This window comes from Lacimicrobium alkaliphilum, assembly GCF_002591895.1.
GTDB lineage: Bacteria > Pseudomonadota > Gammaproteobacteria > Enterobacterales > Alteromonadaceae > Lacimicrobium > Lacimicrobium alkaliphilum.
Genome location: NZ_NISX01000027.1, coordinates 1 through 17,189, shown reverse-complemented (window position 1 = coordinate 17,189; position 17,189 = coordinate 1). Strand labels below are relative to the sequence as shown.

At 51.7% G+C, this 17,189-nt stretch carries 10 protein-coding genes and 1 pseudogene; 6 read left to right on the top strand and 5 right to left on the bottom strand.

Features of this window, described 5'->3' with window-relative positions; genetic code table 11:
- Window positions 1-40 precede the first annotated feature (40 nt).
- Window positions 41-1,654, bottom strand: a complete 1,614-nt coding sequence (locus tag CDA54_RS18570; protein ID WP_099036545.1) for an MFS transporter — start codon at window positions 1,652-1,654, stop codon at window positions 41-43.
- 140 nt (window positions 1,655-1,794) lie between these two features.
- Complete coding sequence (locus CDA54_RS18565; protein ID WP_099036544.1) at window positions 1,795-3,519, bottom strand: bifunctional protein-serine/threonine kinase/phosphatase; 1,725 nt, start codon at window positions 3,517-3,519, stop codon at window positions 1,795-1,797.
- 160 nt (window positions 3,520-3,679) lie between these two features.
- Between CDA54_RS18565 and CDA54_RS18560 the strand changes: the two genes are divergently transcribed.
- The 3 genes from CDA54_RS18560 (at window position 3,680) to CDA54_RS18550 (ending at window position 8,122) form a co-directional block, all read left to right on the top strand.
- The gene (locus CDA54_RS18560; protein WP_099036543.1) at window positions 3,680-4,948 is read left to right on the top strand and encodes an MFS transporter; all 1,269 of its coding nucleotides are present in this window, start codon (window positions 3,680-3,682) and stop codon (window positions 4,946-4,948) included.
- 166 nt (window positions 4,949-5,114) lie between these two features.
- Window positions 5,115-6,296 (top strand): porin, encoded by a 1,182-nt coding sequence (locus tag CDA54_RS18555; RefSeq protein WP_099036542.1) that lies wholly within the window; start codon window positions 5,115-5,117, stop codon window positions 6,294-6,296.
- A 347-nt stretch (window positions 6,297-6,643) separates the two neighbouring features.
- A complete protein-coding gene (locus CDA54_RS18550; protein WP_099036541.1) occupies window positions 6,644-8,122 on the top strand; it encodes a NarK family nitrate/nitrite MFS transporter in 1,479 nt (492 codons plus the stop codon).
- Window positions 8,123-8,187: 65 nt separating this feature from the next.
- Here CDA54_RS18550 and putA read toward each other — a convergent pair whose 3' ends face one another.
- A complete protein-coding gene (putA, locus tag CDA54_RS18545; RefSeq protein ID WP_099036540.1) occupies window positions 8,188-11,997 on the bottom strand; it encodes a bifunctional proline dehydrogenase/L-glutamate gamma-semialdehyde dehydrogenase PutA in 3,810 nt (1,269 codons plus the stop codon).
- A 341-nt stretch (window positions 11,998-12,338) separates the two neighbouring features.
- Here putA and CDA54_RS20020 point away from each other — a divergent pair, with 341 nt between their 5' ends.
- From CDA54_RS20020 to CDA54_RS18530, 3 genes are all read left to right on the top strand, one after another.
- The gene (locus tag CDA54_RS20020) at window positions 12,339-12,554 is read left to right on the top strand and encodes a 3-methyl-2-oxobutanoate hydroxymethyltransferase (protein ID WP_218962433.1); all 216 of its coding nucleotides are present in this window, start codon (window positions 12,339-12,341) and stop codon (window positions 12,552-12,554) included.
- A 376-nt stretch (window positions 12,555-12,930) separates the two neighbouring features.
- Entirely contained in the window at window positions 12,931-14,967 is a 2,037-nt protein-coding gene (locus tag CDA54_RS18535; RefSeq protein ID WP_099036539.1) for a S8 family serine peptidase, read from the top strand.
- Window positions 14,968-15,265: 298 nt separating this feature from the next.
- Window positions 15,266-16,345 (top strand): ABC transporter substrate-binding protein, encoded by a 1,080-nt coding sequence (locus CDA54_RS18530; RefSeq protein WP_099036538.1) that lies wholly within the window; start codon window positions 15,266-15,268, stop codon window positions 16,343-16,345.
- A gap of 90 nt (window positions 16,346-16,435) precedes the next feature.
- On the opposite strand, the gene CDA54_RS18525 is transcribed toward CDA54_RS18530, so the two are convergent.
- Both CDA54_RS18525 and CDA54_RS19885 read right to left on the bottom strand, forming a co-directional pair.
- The gene (locus CDA54_RS18525) at window positions 16,436-16,804 is read right to left on the bottom strand and encodes a DUF3703 domain-containing protein (protein WP_099036537.1); all 369 of its coding nucleotides are present in this window, start codon (window positions 16,802-16,804) and stop codon (window positions 16,436-16,438) included.
- Between the two features lie 94 nt (window positions 16,805-16,898).
- Window positions 16,899-17,189 (bottom strand): annotated as a pseudogene (locus tag CDA54_RS19885) (cupin domain-containing protein); the annotation flags it as partial.

The window sequence follows — 17,189 nt, the reverse complement described above, 5'->3', positions numbered from 1 at the left end:
ACTAAGCTGGCGGCCTTCGGTTGGCATTATTAAGTCAGGATTAAGGGTTATAGAACTGGCCATTCTTACGTAAGTAGAACATCCAGTTCAGTACCAGACACACACCATAGAAGATGGCAAAGCCAATCAACGCCACCTCTGGCGTGGTAGCTTTAATTTGCTCACCAAATACCTTGGGAATATAAAATGCACCGTAGGCTGCCACCGCAGACGTCCAGCCCAGCACCGGCCCGGCCTGTTCTTTCGGAAACACCATAGCAATGGTTCTGAAAGTTGAACCGTTGCCAATACCAGTGGCAGCAAACAACACCAGAAACAGACCAAAGAAGGGCCAGAAGAACTGCTCAGGGGTGGCGGATTGATAGGCCATTTGCATATAAAACGCAGCGCCCAGAGAAGACAGTACCATCACCAGCGCGCAGAACTGGGTAACCAGCGCACCACCGAACTTATCTGCCAGCCAGCCGCCAAGTGGGCGGATTAGCGCGCCGATAAAGGGCGCAATCCAGGCAAACATCAGTGCACTGGGGCCGTTCGGATTGGCAGTGTCGTGGGTCATCACTCCATCGACAGTGAGATGCTGAAAGCCAAAAATTACCTTGATAGCCAGCGGAAAGGCTGCCGCAAATCCGATAAAGGAGCCAAAAGTCATGGTGTATATCACACTCATCACCCAGGTATGGCGGTTACGGAAGATCTGATATTGACGGCTGAGGCTTTTACCTATGGCACCCGGCAGCATTTTCAGAATAAACACCGTTGCCGCAACCACCAGCACCAGTACAATTTCTTTGGGCACTTCCCAGCCAGAACCATTACCGGCTTCTGGAAGAATAAGCCATAACCCGGCCGCTGAGGTTATCAGACCAATCAGTAGCATGGCGCTGATCATCACAATAGCTTTAGGTAACCCGGGCAAGTCAGGTGTCACTTCATCGGTGCGGATATTATGCATTCCGAAAAATGATGCAATAGCCAGTGGCACCAGCAGCAGCAACCACAAAAATCCGCCATTCTGGATCCAGGTATCACTGCCCGCCGGGATCTTCCCGATCAGGGTGCCTGAGGTAGACACCAGAGTGACCGGATCGCCACCCAGTGCACCAAAAACGCCTATGGTCATAAACAGCGGGATCAGCACCTGCATAGTGGTGACACCGAAGTTACCCAGACCAGCATTTAAACCCAATGCCAGGCCCTGTTGCTTCTTGGGGAAGAAAAAACTGATATTTGACATGGAAGAGGCAAAGTTACCACCACCAATGCCGGACAGCAGTGCCAGCAACTGGTACTGCCATAATGGCGTATCAGGGTTTTGCAGCGCCACACCGGTAAAAAAGGCCGGAATTATCAGTAAACTGGTAGTAAAAAAGATGGTATTGCGACCACCACAGAAGCGGATAAAAAAGCTGCTGGGAATACGCAAAGTCGCACCGGATAAGCCGGCGATAGCGGTCAGGGTAAAGAGCTCACTGGCGGCAAAATCAAAGCCGGCATTCATCATCTGTACGGTAAGAATCCCCCAGTACAACCATACCGCAAATCCACACAACAAACTGGGAATGGAAATCCACAGGTTGCGATTTGCTATTGCTTTGCCCTGGCTTTGCCAGAACCCCTCGTCTTCCGGTTCCCATCTGTCAAGATTGGCCATTGGCTCATCCTCTGGTTAATAAAATTCGTCCTTGTCACTATTACCAATCGCCTTGTTCGGGACAATTCACTTGTGGGGGTAGGATTGCGGATTATAGGGGGTGGCAGGCTATCTCTTTGGGGGTAGTGTTGCTAACAACGTCACTGTTGACTAAACAGGTAAATCACTACCAGCAGGGTGATAAACCAGAACCCGCTGATCAGCTTCCACAGCATTAGCTTACCCGCTTCTTTGGGTGGGGGCAGTTCTTTGAGTAATTCAGGATTGGGATGATTAAGATCGGCCATTAGCTGATCAATGGTCTGATAGCGCAGGCTCAGATCAAAACTCACACCCCGCTCCAGGGCACGGTCAAACCACAGCGGAATAACCGGATTATGACGACTGGCAGACACATAGCGCAGTTTGTCATAGTCGGCCCAGTTGCGACAATCGGCGATCTTTTCCCCATAGGGTAACTGGCCGGTAAACAGCTCATAGCAAAGGGTTGCCAGACTGTAGACATCGCCCTGACAACCGGGGTTTTTACCCAGTAAATAATTCGGATCGGCATAAGTAGCCGTGCCCAGGGCACCGAGGTGTTCAATAGGCCGGTACAATTCGGCCACCCCGGCCACAAATACCGAGCCAAAATCCACCAGCATCAGCTTGTCGTTATCATCAATCAGTACATTACCGGGCTTTACGTCCTGATGCACCGCATCATTGGCGTGAAAAGCTTTCAGTGCTTGCGCAAGTTGCCGGATAAGCTGAATACGGCGCTTTGGACCGGCCTTGGGATTGCTGGCACGCCAGCCATCGAGATCTACCCCCCTGACCGGCTCCATCAGATAATACAATGCCGTGCGCTGCCGCTGCTGGGCAAGAATACTCACCACATTCGGGTGATGAATTCGACTGCCAATCCACTGCTCCTGAATAAACCTGTCAATGTAATGGCTGTCATCGCTGAAATTCGGCGACGGTGTTTTCATCACCCACTGGCTGTCGTCCTGCAGATCCTTAACCAGATAGAGCTGGCTGCGGGCAGAGTTATATAACACCTCCAGCACTTCGTAGCCATCCAGCTTCATGCCAGGAGACAAGGTTGGCGGAAACGGCAAACGGGTCAGTTCTGCATTAAAATCATCCACCTGCTGTTGCGGCAGGGCCTGCACTTTTGCTACCACCGCCGAAAGATTGTCATCACTGCCTGCGTTCAGGGCCTTTTGAATTAACTGCTGGCTCAGATTGTCAGCGTCCCGGTCTTCGCTCAGCACCTCTGATAGCTGTTGCAGGGATAAAAAATCATGTACGCCGTCGCTGGTCAGCAGCAGTAAATCATCCTGTTCGAGTAACTGGCTGGAGTAATCCACATGCAACAGATTATCCATGCCCAGGGCGCGGGATAAAAAGCGGTGATTATTACCCAGGTTAGCCACATGATCCCGGGTAAGCTGTTGCAGCTCGCCGTTTCGGTATAGATAGATACGGCTGTCACCCACATGAAAAAAGTGCAGTTGCCGACCCTTGAGCACCGCAGCCGAGAAGGTGGTCAGATAGCCTTTGTGCTCATCGGTAAACTCATGGCTCCTGCGGTACAGATGCAGGTTGATGGCCGATAACACCTGTTCGCCACTATGACTGACCGACCAGGTATCCGGGGTCTGGTAATACTCCAGAATAAAACGGCTGACAGCGCTGGCGCTGGCTTCTTTGCCGGCCTCGGCGGCAGAAATACCATCGGCCACAACCAGTACCTGCCCTTTAACCTGTTGCAGATAGGCGCTGTCCGGGCAGAAAATGGCCACGGCATCCTCATTGACCGGTTTAACACCCGCCTGAGTCTGCGCACTGCTGCCAAGCTGTAATAAGGACTCGCCCATCTTTACCCTTTGGGATTGGTATAAATGCCAGCATGACCGATATCAGCCTGATAAATCCACCCTTATCGGCATCAGCCTTGATACAAGTCAAAGACCTTCATCTGAATCTGGCTCTATGGTATTAACATACTATAGATATTTACTACTGGGCAGAGGAACAATGCAGGCCTATTCAACGACTTCCGTACGCGCACTGATCCTCGCCACGCTGGTTTTTGCCGCCAATTTTTCGGTCTGGACCCTGTATGCTGCGCTCACGGAGCCGTTGCAACAAAGCCTGGGGCTGTCACTGACCGAACTGGGTATATTACTCTCCGCGCCCATGCTCACCGGTGCCCTGCTGCGTGTTCCCGCCGGTATCTGGGTGCAGAAATATTCCGCCAAATCTCTGCTGTTATGGCAGATGCTGTTGCTGATCCCCCCTTTGCTATTGCTGCCTCAGGCAAAGACCTTTGAGCATTATCTGTTGCTGGGATTGTGGCTCGGCGTGGCCGGCAGCGCCTTTACCCTGGGAATTAAATATGTGGCAGATTTCTTTCCCAGCAATCAGCAGGGTACCGCCCTTGGCCTGTTTGGTGCGGGTAATGCCGGGGCCGCGATCAATCTGATTCTGCTGCCGATACTCGACGAGCGCTGGCACTGGCAGTTAACCGGCTGGATCTATACCGCCGGGATCCTGCTGACCTGCTTGCTGTTCTGGTTGCTTGGCCCGCGCCAGCCGATAATCCCATCGGCAACTGCGCGCACTGATAACGGCTTTTTTCCACTACTGGGGCAGTTACGGATCTGGCGGCTGGGGCTGTATTACTACTTTGTGTTCGGCTCCTTTCTGGCCCTGTTAATGTGGCTGCCCCATTACTATGTGCATGCCTATGATCTGAGTATCAAACAGGCCATGGCTTTTACCCTGCTGTTTGTAGCCGGCTCGTCGCTGGTGCGTTCTGTGGGCGGCTGGTTTGCGGACCGCTACGGTGGCCGGGTGGTCAGCTGGTCGGTATTCTGGATCTGTCTGGTGTGTCTGTTTTTCTTAAGCTACCCGCCCACCACCATGACCATACACGGCACCAGTAAAGATGTGACCCTGCATATTGGTATCAATATCTGGTGGTTTACCGCGCTGCTGTTTGTGATGGGTATTGCTCAGGGCTTTGGCCGTGCCAGCGTGTATAAACTGGTGAATGACTACTACCCACAACAAATGGGCACTGCGGGCGGCCTGATTGGTGCCATGGGGGCGCTGGGTGGCTGCACCCTGCCCATCTTATTTGGCTTTTTAGTGGACTGGACCGGCTTTTATTCGGTGACCTTTATGCTGCTCTACGGGGTATCGGCTGCCTGTATGATCGCCATGTACCTGGCCATCCAGACAGAGAGGCTGCAACAGCGCTGGCAATATGAGCGGGAGCATAATTTTCTCGACCAGGATTAAAACAATGTTCTTAGTTGCAGAACAGGCCAAAAAATCCCCGCTACCCCCAAAGTAGCAAGGATCAGGCATTGGGAATAGCCAGCGCCAGAATTTGATTTATATCAAATAACCACACCGGTAACGCTACTTAGTATACCCCCGTACCTTTCAACTACGGGAAATCACCATGAAACCTTGTGTTATTGCGTTATCCGTTGGCCTCAGCCTGGCACCCATGCAGACGCTGCTGGCGCAGGAGTCTCTGTCAGGGGCAATACAAAATGGCGATGTGGATCTGTCATTCCGATACCGCTCTGAATTTGTTGACCAGCAGGGCATCGATGAAGATGCCCTGGCCAATACCCTGAAAACCCGTTTTGCTTATCAAAGTGGTGCTTATCAGGGGCTTAAGCTGGCACTGGAGGTGGACAATGTCACCGCCATTGGCGGAGAAACCTATAACTCCACCGTTAATGGCCATATCCAGCGACCTGTGGTGGCCGACCCCACCGGCACCGAAGTCAACCTCGCCACCTTGTCCTGGCAGCGGGATGGGATGAATCTCAGCCTGGGCCGCCATCGTATTAACCACGGTGACCAGCGTTTTGTGGGCGGTGTAGGCTGGCGGCAGAACGAACAGACCTTCGATGGCTATCGCGCCCAGTATAACGCCGCCAACACCCTGAAACTGGACTACAGCTATATCTATAACATCAACCGCATCTTTGGTGATGACAGCGCCAATGGCAATCTTAAGGGGGATTTTCATCTGCTGCATGGCCACTACCAACTGGCCGAGGGCCATCAGTTAACTGGCTTTGGCTACTGGCTGGATTTTGATCAAGCTCACGCCTTATCGACCCAGACCCTTGGCCTGAGTTATCAGGGCAAACTGGCCGGACTGACCCTTAAAGCCAGTTATGCCACGCAGCAGGATAACGGCGACAACAGCAAGGATTACTCTGCCGATTATAAGATGCTGGAAGTGTCCACCATACTGGCAGGGGTTAATCTTAAAGCCGGGATGGAAAATCTTGGCGCCGATAACGACGGCGCCTTTATTACGCCGCTGGCGACATTACATAAGTTTCAGGGCTTTGCGGATAAGTTTTTGAATACCCCGCCAGAGGGCATTCAGGATCTGTATCTGGGGCTGGGTAGCAGCCTCAGCGATATCAAACTTAACCTGACCTGGCACCAGTATGACAGTGACAGGGGCAGCATCGACTATGGTGATGAATGGAATCTCAGCGCCGGATATAAGCTCAATGCCAAAGTCAGCCTGTTGGTCAAATACGCTAACTACCAGGCCGATGAGTTTGCCACCGACACCGATAAACTCTGGCTGATGGTCTCGGCTAAACTCTGATTACAGCTATTCACCGCTGAGTCGCAGAGAGCGCAGAGATTAAAGGATTAATATTTTTAAGACCTCTGTGTTCTCTGTGCCTCCGTGGTGCAATTCTTTTATAGCTCCTACCCAAAAGCCTTTACGATTCTCGCAAAGACGCAGAGTCGCAAAGATCGCAGAAGAACAGACTCTATAAACCTCCGCGTACTCTGCGTCTCCGCGGTAAATGCTTTTCCTACTACCCCCTAATAGATAGCTTCGGAGCATAGGATATAGCTGGCGGCAAATATTGACCTGGGTCAATTTTTCCGCGCGAATTAGGCAGACAATAGCGGAAAATCCTTAATAACTCTGTGGAGATTCCCATGGCAACCGAGAAATTCAATCTGCTGTCGTTTACCGGCAAGATGAAAGTGCTGCACCTTAGCTGGATGGCCTTTTTTATCAGCTTTTTAGTCTGGTTTAACTTTGCCCCCATGCTTCAGGCGGTAAAAGAATCCTTAGGGCTGAGCAGCGATGAAATCAAAACCCTGTTGATTCTGAACGTGGCCCTGACCATACCGGCGCGGGTGATCATCGGTATGCTGACCGATAAGTACGGCCCCAGGCTGGTGTATTCAGCGCTGCTGGCTATCTGTTCGATCCCCTGCTTTATGTTTGCCCTGGCCGACAGCTTTATACAGGCCGCCATAGCGCGCTTTTTGCTGGGTTTTATCGGCGCCGGATTTGTGATTGGTATTCGCATGGTATCTGAGTGGTTCCCCCACAATGAACTGGGTACGGCCGAGGGTATATACGGTGGCTGGGGTAACTTTGGCTCCGCTGCTGCTGCCTTTACCCTGCCAACCGTCGCCGTGCTGTTTGGCGGCGAAGACGGCTGGCGCTGGGCCATCGGCATTACCGGGGTGATCAGCCTGCTGTTTGCCTTTGTTTACTATGCCAATGTGTCTAACACCCCCAAGGGCTCAACCTATTTCCGGCCGAAAAACCTCGGCGCCATGGAAGTGACTTCTGTGCCGGATTTCTTCTTCCTGCTGATAATGAAACTGCCCATGTATGCCGCCATTGCGCTGCTGGCCTGGAAACTCTCGCCTGCCGGCGTGGATATGCTCAGCCAGCAGGTAGTGAATTTTATTTATCTGGGCATGGGCCTGCTCTACCTGCTCGAAGTGGTTAAAGTCTGGCAGGTGAACAAACAGGTGTTTACCGAAAACGTGCCGGAGCTGCATAAGTACAGCTTTAAACAGGTGGCCGTGCTGGATATTCTGTACTTTACCAACTTCGGCTCAGAGCTGGCGGTAGTGTCTATGCTGCCACTGTTCTTTGCAGAAACTTTTCTGCTCGACCCGGTATTAGCCGGGCTGGTAGCCGGTGCCTATGCCTTTATGAACCTGATGTCACGCCCCGCTGGTGGCTGGATTTCAGATAAATTCGGCCGCAAGCCCACACTGATGATCCTCACCGCCGGCCTGGCAGCAGGTTACGCATTGATGGGCATGGTGGACGGCCAGTGGCCATTATGGCTGGCGGTGGCCATTGCCATGGGCTGCTCTTTCTTTGTGCAATCCGGTGAAGGCGCGGTATTTGCGGTAGTACCGCTGATCAAACGCCGTATGACCGGCCAGATTGCCGGTATGACAGGAGCCTACGGTAATGTGGGGGCGGTAACCTTTCTGACGATTCTGTCATTTGTGGATTATCACACCTTCTTCTATGTGATCGCTGCCACTGCGCTGGTAGGCCTGTTCACCCTGATCTTTATGGATGAACCCCGCGGCCAGATAGCCGAAGTGCGCGAAGACGGTACCGTCGAGCTGATTGATGTGTCTCACCAAAAAGCCTGATAAGTGATACGAAACAGCCCAGCAAAAGCGGGGCTGTTTTTTTGATAAACGTCCTGACACTGTCGTCAGTAAAGCAACTCTTCATCTTCGACCAGGGTCATCAGTGAGGTATTCCCCCCTGAGGCAGTGGTATCAATACTAATGGTTTTTTCACAGAGCACACGCTGGATCAGGTTATCGTTATATTCTGCGGTGATCACCGGCAGAATTGCCCCTTCACGCCGGGCCAGCAGGTTGGCAATATAGGCGCTACGTTCGCTGTTACTGTCAATGACCACCCCGGCCAGTTTAGGCTCTTCGAGTAGTGCCTGTAAATGGCGCAAATGCACTACCTGAAACACCCCGTGTGGTGCACCGGTGGCCATAAACTTGTCACGAAACGCCAGCGCTTCCTCGTAAAACACATCAGACACCACCGAAATCACCGTATTCCCTGTTGCCAGTGCGGTGACGATAGACAATGTCCAGTATTCAAAGGTCACGTCTTTGTCGGCAAAACACACCAGCACCCCACGTGGCTCCAGATACAGCACGTTGGATTCACCGGTTGGCCCCGGCAGTACCTTTGGCTTTTTCAGACGCTTTTCAATGGCGAACAGCTGCGAGCGTGCCACCGCCAGCGTGCTGTTTAAGTCATCGGCCAGCTCTTCGACAATATCGACTTTGGCGATTTTCGCCAGTAGCTGGCGCACCGAAGATGTCCGCGTGTTTAAATCCATCAACCGCCATTGCTGCTCGGCCGCCACGGCATTGTCCATCACCTCCCGGGCTTCCTGACGGTCCCTGTCATTGCTCTCCAGGGCCTCGTCCACCTCATTACCGGTGGCCTCTTTGGGCGGCTTAGGCGTGGCTTTTTCCAGCATCAGGCGGGGCAGATAGTTAGGCCCGCCGGCTTTAGGGCCGGTACCGGATAAGTTGCGCCCGCCGAAGGGCTGCACTCCAACCACTGCGCCAATCATATTGCGGTTGATATAGACATTACCGACCCGCGCCAGCCTGGCCAGCTCAATGGCCCGTTCATCAATACGCGAGTGAATGCCCATGGTTAAGCCAAACCCGGTGGAATTGATTTTGTCCATCACTTCGTTAAGCTCTGCCGCTTTATAACGCACAATATGCACACAAGGGCCGAACACCTCTTTTTGCAGCACGTCTATGTCTTTGATCTCATACAGGCGCGGGGCAAAGTAGGTTCCCTGTGCGCAACTGTCCGGAATGCTGCTTTCAAACAACAGCTCAGCTTTACCCTGCATGGCGTCAACGTGAGCGGTCAGGTTTGCCAGTGCCTTATTATCAATTACCGGGCCAACATCCGTTGACAGATACGCCGGATCGCCCAATGACAATTCAGCCAGCGCGCCTTTAAGCATGGTAATCACCTGATCGGCGATATCTTCCTGCAGGAACAACACCCGCAATGCTGAACAGCGCTGACCGGCACTCTGAAAACCCGATGCAATCACATCGTCCACCACCTGCTCCGGCAACGCCGTGGAGTCCACAATCATGCAATTCTGACCTCCGGTTTCGGCGATCAGTGGCACCTGTTCCCCATGCCGTGCTGCCAGACTACGGGCAATCAAAGAGCCGGTCTGAGTGGAGCCGGTGAACATCACCGCCTTGATACGCTCATCCGGCAGTAAGGTACTGCCAACCAAAGGACCTTCAGCAATCACGCTTACCACCACACCCGGAGGTAAGCCAACGGATTCCATCAGAGTAATCGTACGTTTGGCGATCAGGCTGGTTTGCTCGGCAGGTTTGGCCACCACCGTATTCCCGGTCACCAGTGCGGCTACCACCTGACCGAGGAAGATGGCCAGAGGGAAGTTCCATGGGCTGATACACAGTACCACTCCACGGGGAGACAGACGCTCATCCTCGGCCAGCAGCTCTCCACGGGCAGCATAATAACGGCAGAAATCCACCGCTTCACGCACTTCGTCAACGCTGTCCTTGAGGGTTTTGCCGGCTTCTTTGATACAAATGGCGATCAGTTCGTCACTGTGTCTTTCCAGAATATCGGCAATCCGGCGCAGCATATCGGCACGTTCCGACATGGGCTTTTGCGACCAGCTCTGGAAGTGGCTGTGCGCCGTTTCCAGCTTTTCCAGCATGGTCTCTTTGGTATCATACTGATGATAACCAATAATCTCGTCGCGATTAGCCGGGTTGCGCACTGCGTGGTGACCGTCGGGTATGTCGGCTTCGCTAAAACTGTTTTCGGTTATCCAGCGATCCAGCGTAATTTTCAGCGGGCTCAGGGCATTGATATCGGTGACGTCCAGCCCTTTAGAGTTATCCCGCTCATCGCCAAACAAAGCGATGGGCTTTTGGATCTGTTCATTGTATTTGCGTTTCAGTCGCTGAGTTTTCTCCACCGGATCTTCAAGCAGAGATTCCACTGGCTTACTGTCATCCACAATGGCATTCACAAAAGACGAGTTGGCACCGTTTTCGAGCAAGCGACGCACCAGATAGGCCAGCAACTCTTCATGCTGGCCCACCGGCGCATAGACACGACACTGGATATGATCGGTTCTGACGATCTGATCATACAAAGAGTCGCCCATGCCATGCAGGCACTGGAATTCAAACCCTTCTTTATCGTCACCAGCCAGCTCAATGATGACAGACGCGGTATAGGCGTTGTGCGTGGCAAACTGCGGATAAATGGTGTCACGGTAATCCAGCAGACGATTGGCGCAGGCATGGTATGACACATCTGTAGATGACTTTCGGGTGAATACCGGAAAGTGCTCCAGTCCTTCTTTCTGGGCGTTTTTAATTTCTGTATCCCAGTAGGCCCCTTTGACCAGCCGCACCATCATTTTGCGCCCGGCTCGCTGAGTCAGATCACGCAACCAGTCAATCACGTACATGGCCCGCTTCTGATAGGACTGCACGGCCATACCAAAGCCGGTCCAGTTTTCCAGCTCCGGATCGGTGAAGACCGCTTCGATGATGTCCAGGGAGATATCCAGACGTTCAGATTCCTCGGCGTCAACGGTAAGCCCGATATCATGCTTTTTCGCTAATAAACACAAGGCTTTGAGCCGTGGCGGGATCTCTGCCATCACCCGCTCTCTGTGGGTAAATTCATAACGCGGATGAATGGCCGAAAGCTTAACCGAAATGCCGGGGCTGCGCCGTGGCCCACGGCCACCAGCGGCACGGCCAATCACTTCAATGGCATGGGCGTAGGCATCATAATAACGCTTGGCATCACGCATTGTGCGGGCCCCTTCGCCAAGCATGTCATAGGAATACACATAACCGATTTTTTCTTTGTTCTGGGCCCGCTCCACCGCATCTTCGATGGTTTCTCCCATTACAAACTGCCGGCCCATGATCTTCATGGCAATATTCATAGACTTGCGAATGACCGGCTCACCGACTCTGCCCAGGGTGCGTTTCAGCAAACCAAAATGATCGGCACGGCGATGATCGGCATAGCTGACCATGCTGCCGGTCAGTAGCAGGCCCCAGGAAGAGGCATTAACAAACAGCGAGTCACTGCTGCCCAGGTGGCTACTCCAGCGACCTTTTGACAGTTTGTCACGGATCAGTTCATCCTGCGTTTTCTTGTCGGGCACGCGCAGCAAGGCTTCGGCCAGACACATCAGCACCACGCCTTCATCACTGGACAGGGAGTACTCCTCCAGCAGTGCATCGATACCGCTGCTGCCCCGCTGTTCATCGCGAATCTGCAACACCATCATGCGGGCCCGCTCCCAGGCACGACTGCGCGCACTCATGTTCACTTCAGCATCAGGTAAAATATGGTCTACAGCCAGATTTTCATCGATGCGATAAAAATCCCTGATCATCTGTCTGATCGGGCATTCGGTAACGAGATTATTATCGTATAACATGGCTGACCCTCTTTTTACTGATGGTTAATATATAAACATAGCGGATGAATTTTTGCGGAGCATATACCTGAAAATTATTCTTGTCTACGTTTGTAAAAGCAAAGTGGATTTTCTTCCTTTTCAGACCCACCAGAGCCTATAGAAACAACCATCCCGGGTGTTATAAAAAACAGAAAAAACCTATTGAGATCAGCTTTTTCGGTAACTAAAGTGGAACAAAATGCACTTAACGTCATAAAATCCCCATTTGTTCGGTAATAACAATATTTAGTTGGTATTTACTCGATACTGATTGAAGGGGTGTTTGAGAAGGCTGCGAGGAAAATCACGAGTCTGTTGCGATCCCTGCGATCGGCATTGGTGCCTCTGCAGAGTGTGACGGACAGGTACTGGTCACAGAAGACATGCCTCGCCTGTTCTGCGACTATGTTCCGAAATTTACCAAACAATATGTCGATCTCAGTACCACGCTCAAAGACGTATTTGCGCAATTTGAAAAAGAAGTAAGAACAGGCATCTTTCCTGCTCCCGAACATTGCTTCGGAATCAAAAAGTAACATCACTGAGGGGCTGACTCGGGCAATCTGAGTGCCTCTCAGCATGCTAAATCCGGTATTACACGAGTATTCTTTCTGTCCATCTGCAACAGCCTTATCCATTGACAGGATTAAGGCACACGGGCCCATATGCTGTTGATACAAAATAAGTCAATACCTTACCGGCCGCGAATGACAGCGTTATCATTTCGTTACACTAAAGTTAACTTTGTGTTACAAGACCACCTCAAATTGATATAGATCGTTTAATAAATAGCCAGTGGATTTTGGTCTAGCAAACGCATTGCTATATCTATCGCTTTTGGCTTGACTTTGATGTGCTCTGAAGTGGTTGAGCAACAAGGTAGTCGAACAAAAAAAAATTCAAGGAAATATTATGAAAAAAACAATCTATAAACACTGGTTAGTTGCCGGTCTTGCACTGGCGCTGATACCCCTGGGCCAGGCCTGGGCCGAAGCCAGGCTACTCTCCACGCCCGCTGAAATCACGGTCGCGGATCAGTATATTGTGGTACTTAAACCACAATCATCCGGCCTGCAACAGACAGAAACCTTTGTCACTCAGCAAGCCCGCTCTGCTGTTGCTGCAACGCAGGGCACGGTGAGCGCCGAGTTTCACCATGCGTTGCAAGGCTACGCCATTACTACAGATGAGCAGGGGCTGAACACACTGCTTGCACAAGACAATGTTGATTACATTGAACCCGTGCAAATCTTCCGTCTTAATGCGGTGCAGAATAATCCCACCTGGGGGCTTGATCGCATCGACCAGCAGGATCGTCCGCTCGATAACAGTTACCGCCATGATTACTCAGCAGCAGGGATTAATGCCTACGTTATCGATACCGGTATTAACACCAGCCATGTTCAGTTCTCAGGTCGGATCGGCAGTACGATAACCACCATTGGCAACAGCCCGGAAGACTGCAACGGCCATGGCACCCATGTGGCTGGAACCATCGGCTCCACCACTTACGGTGTTGCCAAACAAGTCACCCTGCACTCGGTAAAGGTATTTGGCTGCAGTGGCGAAACCACCTCAACCGCCATTATCCAGGGAATTGACTGGGTCGCGGGTAATGCCACCCTGCCTGCAGTAGCCAACATGAGCCTGGGCGGCGGCGCCTCCACTGCTTTGGATCAGGCCACAAACCGACTGATTCAGTCTGGTGTCAGCACTGTGGTTGCAGCAGGAAACGACAACGCCAATGCCTGCCAGTATTCGCCCGCCAGAGTCAGCGCAGCAATCACTGTTGGGTCCACTACCAGCAGTGACAGCCGTTCCAATTTCTCTAACTGGGGCAGTTGTGTGGATATTTTTGCGCCGGGCTCAAGCATTCAGTCAACCTGGATTGGCGGCAGTAACGCCACCAACAGTATTAGCGGAACCTCGATGGCAAGCCCTCATGTGGCCGGTGTTGCCGCACTTTATCTGGATAAAAATGGCAGTAGCTCACCTGCCAGTGTGGCACAGGCGTTATACACCAATGCGGCAACAGGTAAAATCAGTGGCACCAACGGCAGTGTTAACCGCCTGGTTAATACGGAGTTCCTCGAAGGCGGCGGCAATCAGAATACCCCTCCGCAAGCCTCGTTCAGTGTGAGTCAGAACGGCCTGACGGTTTCACTTACCGATACGTCAACCGATGATCAGGGTGTTGTAAGCTGGAACTGGAGCTTTGGTGACGGCAGCAGTGACACGGCACAAGACCCGGTACACAGCTATGCTCAGTCAGGCACCTATACCATCAGCCTGACAGTAGCTGACCAGCAAGGTCTGCAAAGTACCACCAGTCAGAGCGTCACCGTCAGCGACGGTACCGGTAACGGATGTAACGGCGTACCAGCCTGGTCAGCGACCACATCGTATCAATCCGGTGATAATGTCAGTTACAACGGTCGTTTATATACCGCGACCTGGTGGTCAACCGGCGCCCGCCCTGACGTGTTCAGCAATGTGTGGCAGGATCAGGGCCCATGTGGAAACGGCACTAATCAGCCACCAGTGGCTGATTTCTCCCACAGCGCTTCAGAGCTGACGGTCAGCTTTAGTGACCAGAGCACAGATGATAGTGGCGTTGTAAGCTGGAACTGGAATTTTGGTGACAACCAGAGTTCCACGTCAGCCAACCCGACACATCAGTATGCTCAGGCAGGAAATTACAGTGTTGAGCTCACCGTGGAAGACGCCGAAGGACTGAGTCACAGTGTGACCAAGCTGGTCAGTGTCAGTGACAATAATCAGGGTTGTGGTGGTCTGCCGGCCTGGAACAGCAGTAGTGTCTACACCGGTGGCGATCAGGTGCAATATAACAATAACAAATACCGCGCCAAATGGTGGTCTCAGGGTGACAATCCGGAGCAGAATTCCGGCACCTGGGATGTCTGGGAAAATCTTGGAGCCTGTAACTAGCGCTCTTCTGTCAAGGCGGGTTTAGCCCGCCTTGTTTTACCCCCTTTCTGCCCTCTTTATCGCCAGCAGAAGTGAACAAACCCTGGCAATCACAGCGCTTCTGACAGCAACATTATATCGCCGGTTAACCTGGTGAAGAGTGCCCTTTCTGTCACGCTAATACATATTCTGTGCGCCGCTCATGATCATCACTCTTGCTCCAGCTCCCGTTTGCAATTCATTTTACTGTGACTGTCAGAAACCATGATCCTGTCTATACTGGAGCAAGGATGTTGGCTTATAAGTATGAGATACCCCTATGTATGCAAAAAACTGCCTGTTTGCATTACTGTTCTGCGCTGAGCTTAACGCTGTTGAAGTTCTTTTTGTCTCTCCCTCGTCACCCGAAGACCCCTTTTTTTCCAGAGTTGAACTCTATACGAACATGGCCGCTGAGAGTTTAAACCTTCATGTAGAAACCATTTATGGCGGTGGCCACAGGATATATCAGCATCAGGAGCTGAATAAAAGGTTACAGGTGAGCAGGCCGGATTATCTGGTACTGCAGATTTTCTCTGGCTCGGGAGAGCCCTTGTTTGAGTTGTTGTCGCAGTACCCTGACATGAATGTTATTACTCTGGAGCGCTTGCTGTTAAAAGATGAGAGTGACGCAATCGGATTGCCCGGAGAAAAACACCGCAACTGGATTGGCGAGATCTATATTGATAATCAAACAGCCAGTAGAAAACTCAGCAGGCATCTGCTTAAAGTGTGCAAAGAGCAGGCAGAAAAAAACCGTAATGGCGTAGTCGGACTAAATGGCTTTCATGGCTATGAGGCGGATTCCAGAGAGGCGGGTTTAAAACAAGCAATCACTGCGCAATCTGCGTTCAGGTTAAATCAGGTGGTAAATGCAAAATGGCAAAGGGAACTGGCACAGCAGCAAACTGCTACCCTGATGCAACGCTACCCTGACACCAGCATTTTCTGGTCAGCCTCTGACTGGCTGGCCCTGGGGGTATCAGACGCCTTGATTAATGGGGGATTTAAGCAAAAATTCTGCATTGGTGGTTTTGACTGGCTACCCGAAATGTTGGATGCCATAAAGCAACAGAAGGTCAATGCGAGTGTTGGCGGTCACTTTATGATGGGAGCCTGGGCTATGGTGATGATATCTGATCACCTTAATTTTTCCCGGCGCGAGAGCAAAAACTATAATATGGGTAGCGTGAAGATGGAGATGGGGCTGGCAACCCGGGAAAATGCAGAAACGGTTTCACGGTTACTGCAACCTGAATTCTGGAAAGAAGTGGACTTTCACCGTTTCAGCCTTACCCACAGCCAACGCGAAAGTTATGATTTTTCCCTTCAACGCCTGATGGAATTAATTAAAAAGTAAGATGCTGACCTTCAGTATCCCTGACGCAGCGCGTACCCGCAGACTTTACGCAACAAAAAAAGGAAAAGCCCGGCCAGGCAGCGCAAATGTTTATACCCCGGACTTTGCCTTTTGAATCAAAGCGGCCAAATCCGGCGCTATTGGCATTTTTTTGAATGGGCTGACATCTGCGCCGCCAGTATTGCCTTGCGGTACCAACCCGAATGCGGTTTTGGTCGCAGCGCCAACAATACGAAAAACCTGACCAAGGGTTTCCCGAATGGCCCCGTTACGGATAGCCCATAGCAACATCAGCACATGGACCCTGACGTGCCAATACGTTGATTCCTGCCCGATAACATGTGCCCGTTCCAGGTGAATGAATTCTTGTTGAATATCACCGTCTACCCTTGCACGATTGGCATTTTCCAGCTCACCCCTGACGTAGGACGCTACTCGCTGAGTAAAAGTACGTTGCATAATGACCTTCCTGTAAAGCTATAACGCTGCCTGCACCGGTAAGCGTTAATGCGTTCAGCCCACATTATTGTGTGGCCGTTTGTGATTGTTTATCTTATACACTGCCCTCAGCCTCTACCACCAGCACTCTTGCCTCACCTTGCGACAACGCCACAGTTCTGTGCCTGTAGATGCATAGAAAATATCACCGGCTTTTAGTATGGCTGAACTTTCCTCGCCGCTAATCTTGTATTTCATTTCAACAATACCATCGAGCACAACAAACACTTCTTCGCCGTCGTTGATATGCCATTTGTAGGGCTGAAGTCCAGTGAAGCCTGGTAGTAATGCCGTTCATGTTGGCAATATCCCTGGCTCCCCAGGCTTTGTAACCGTCCGGTAAACC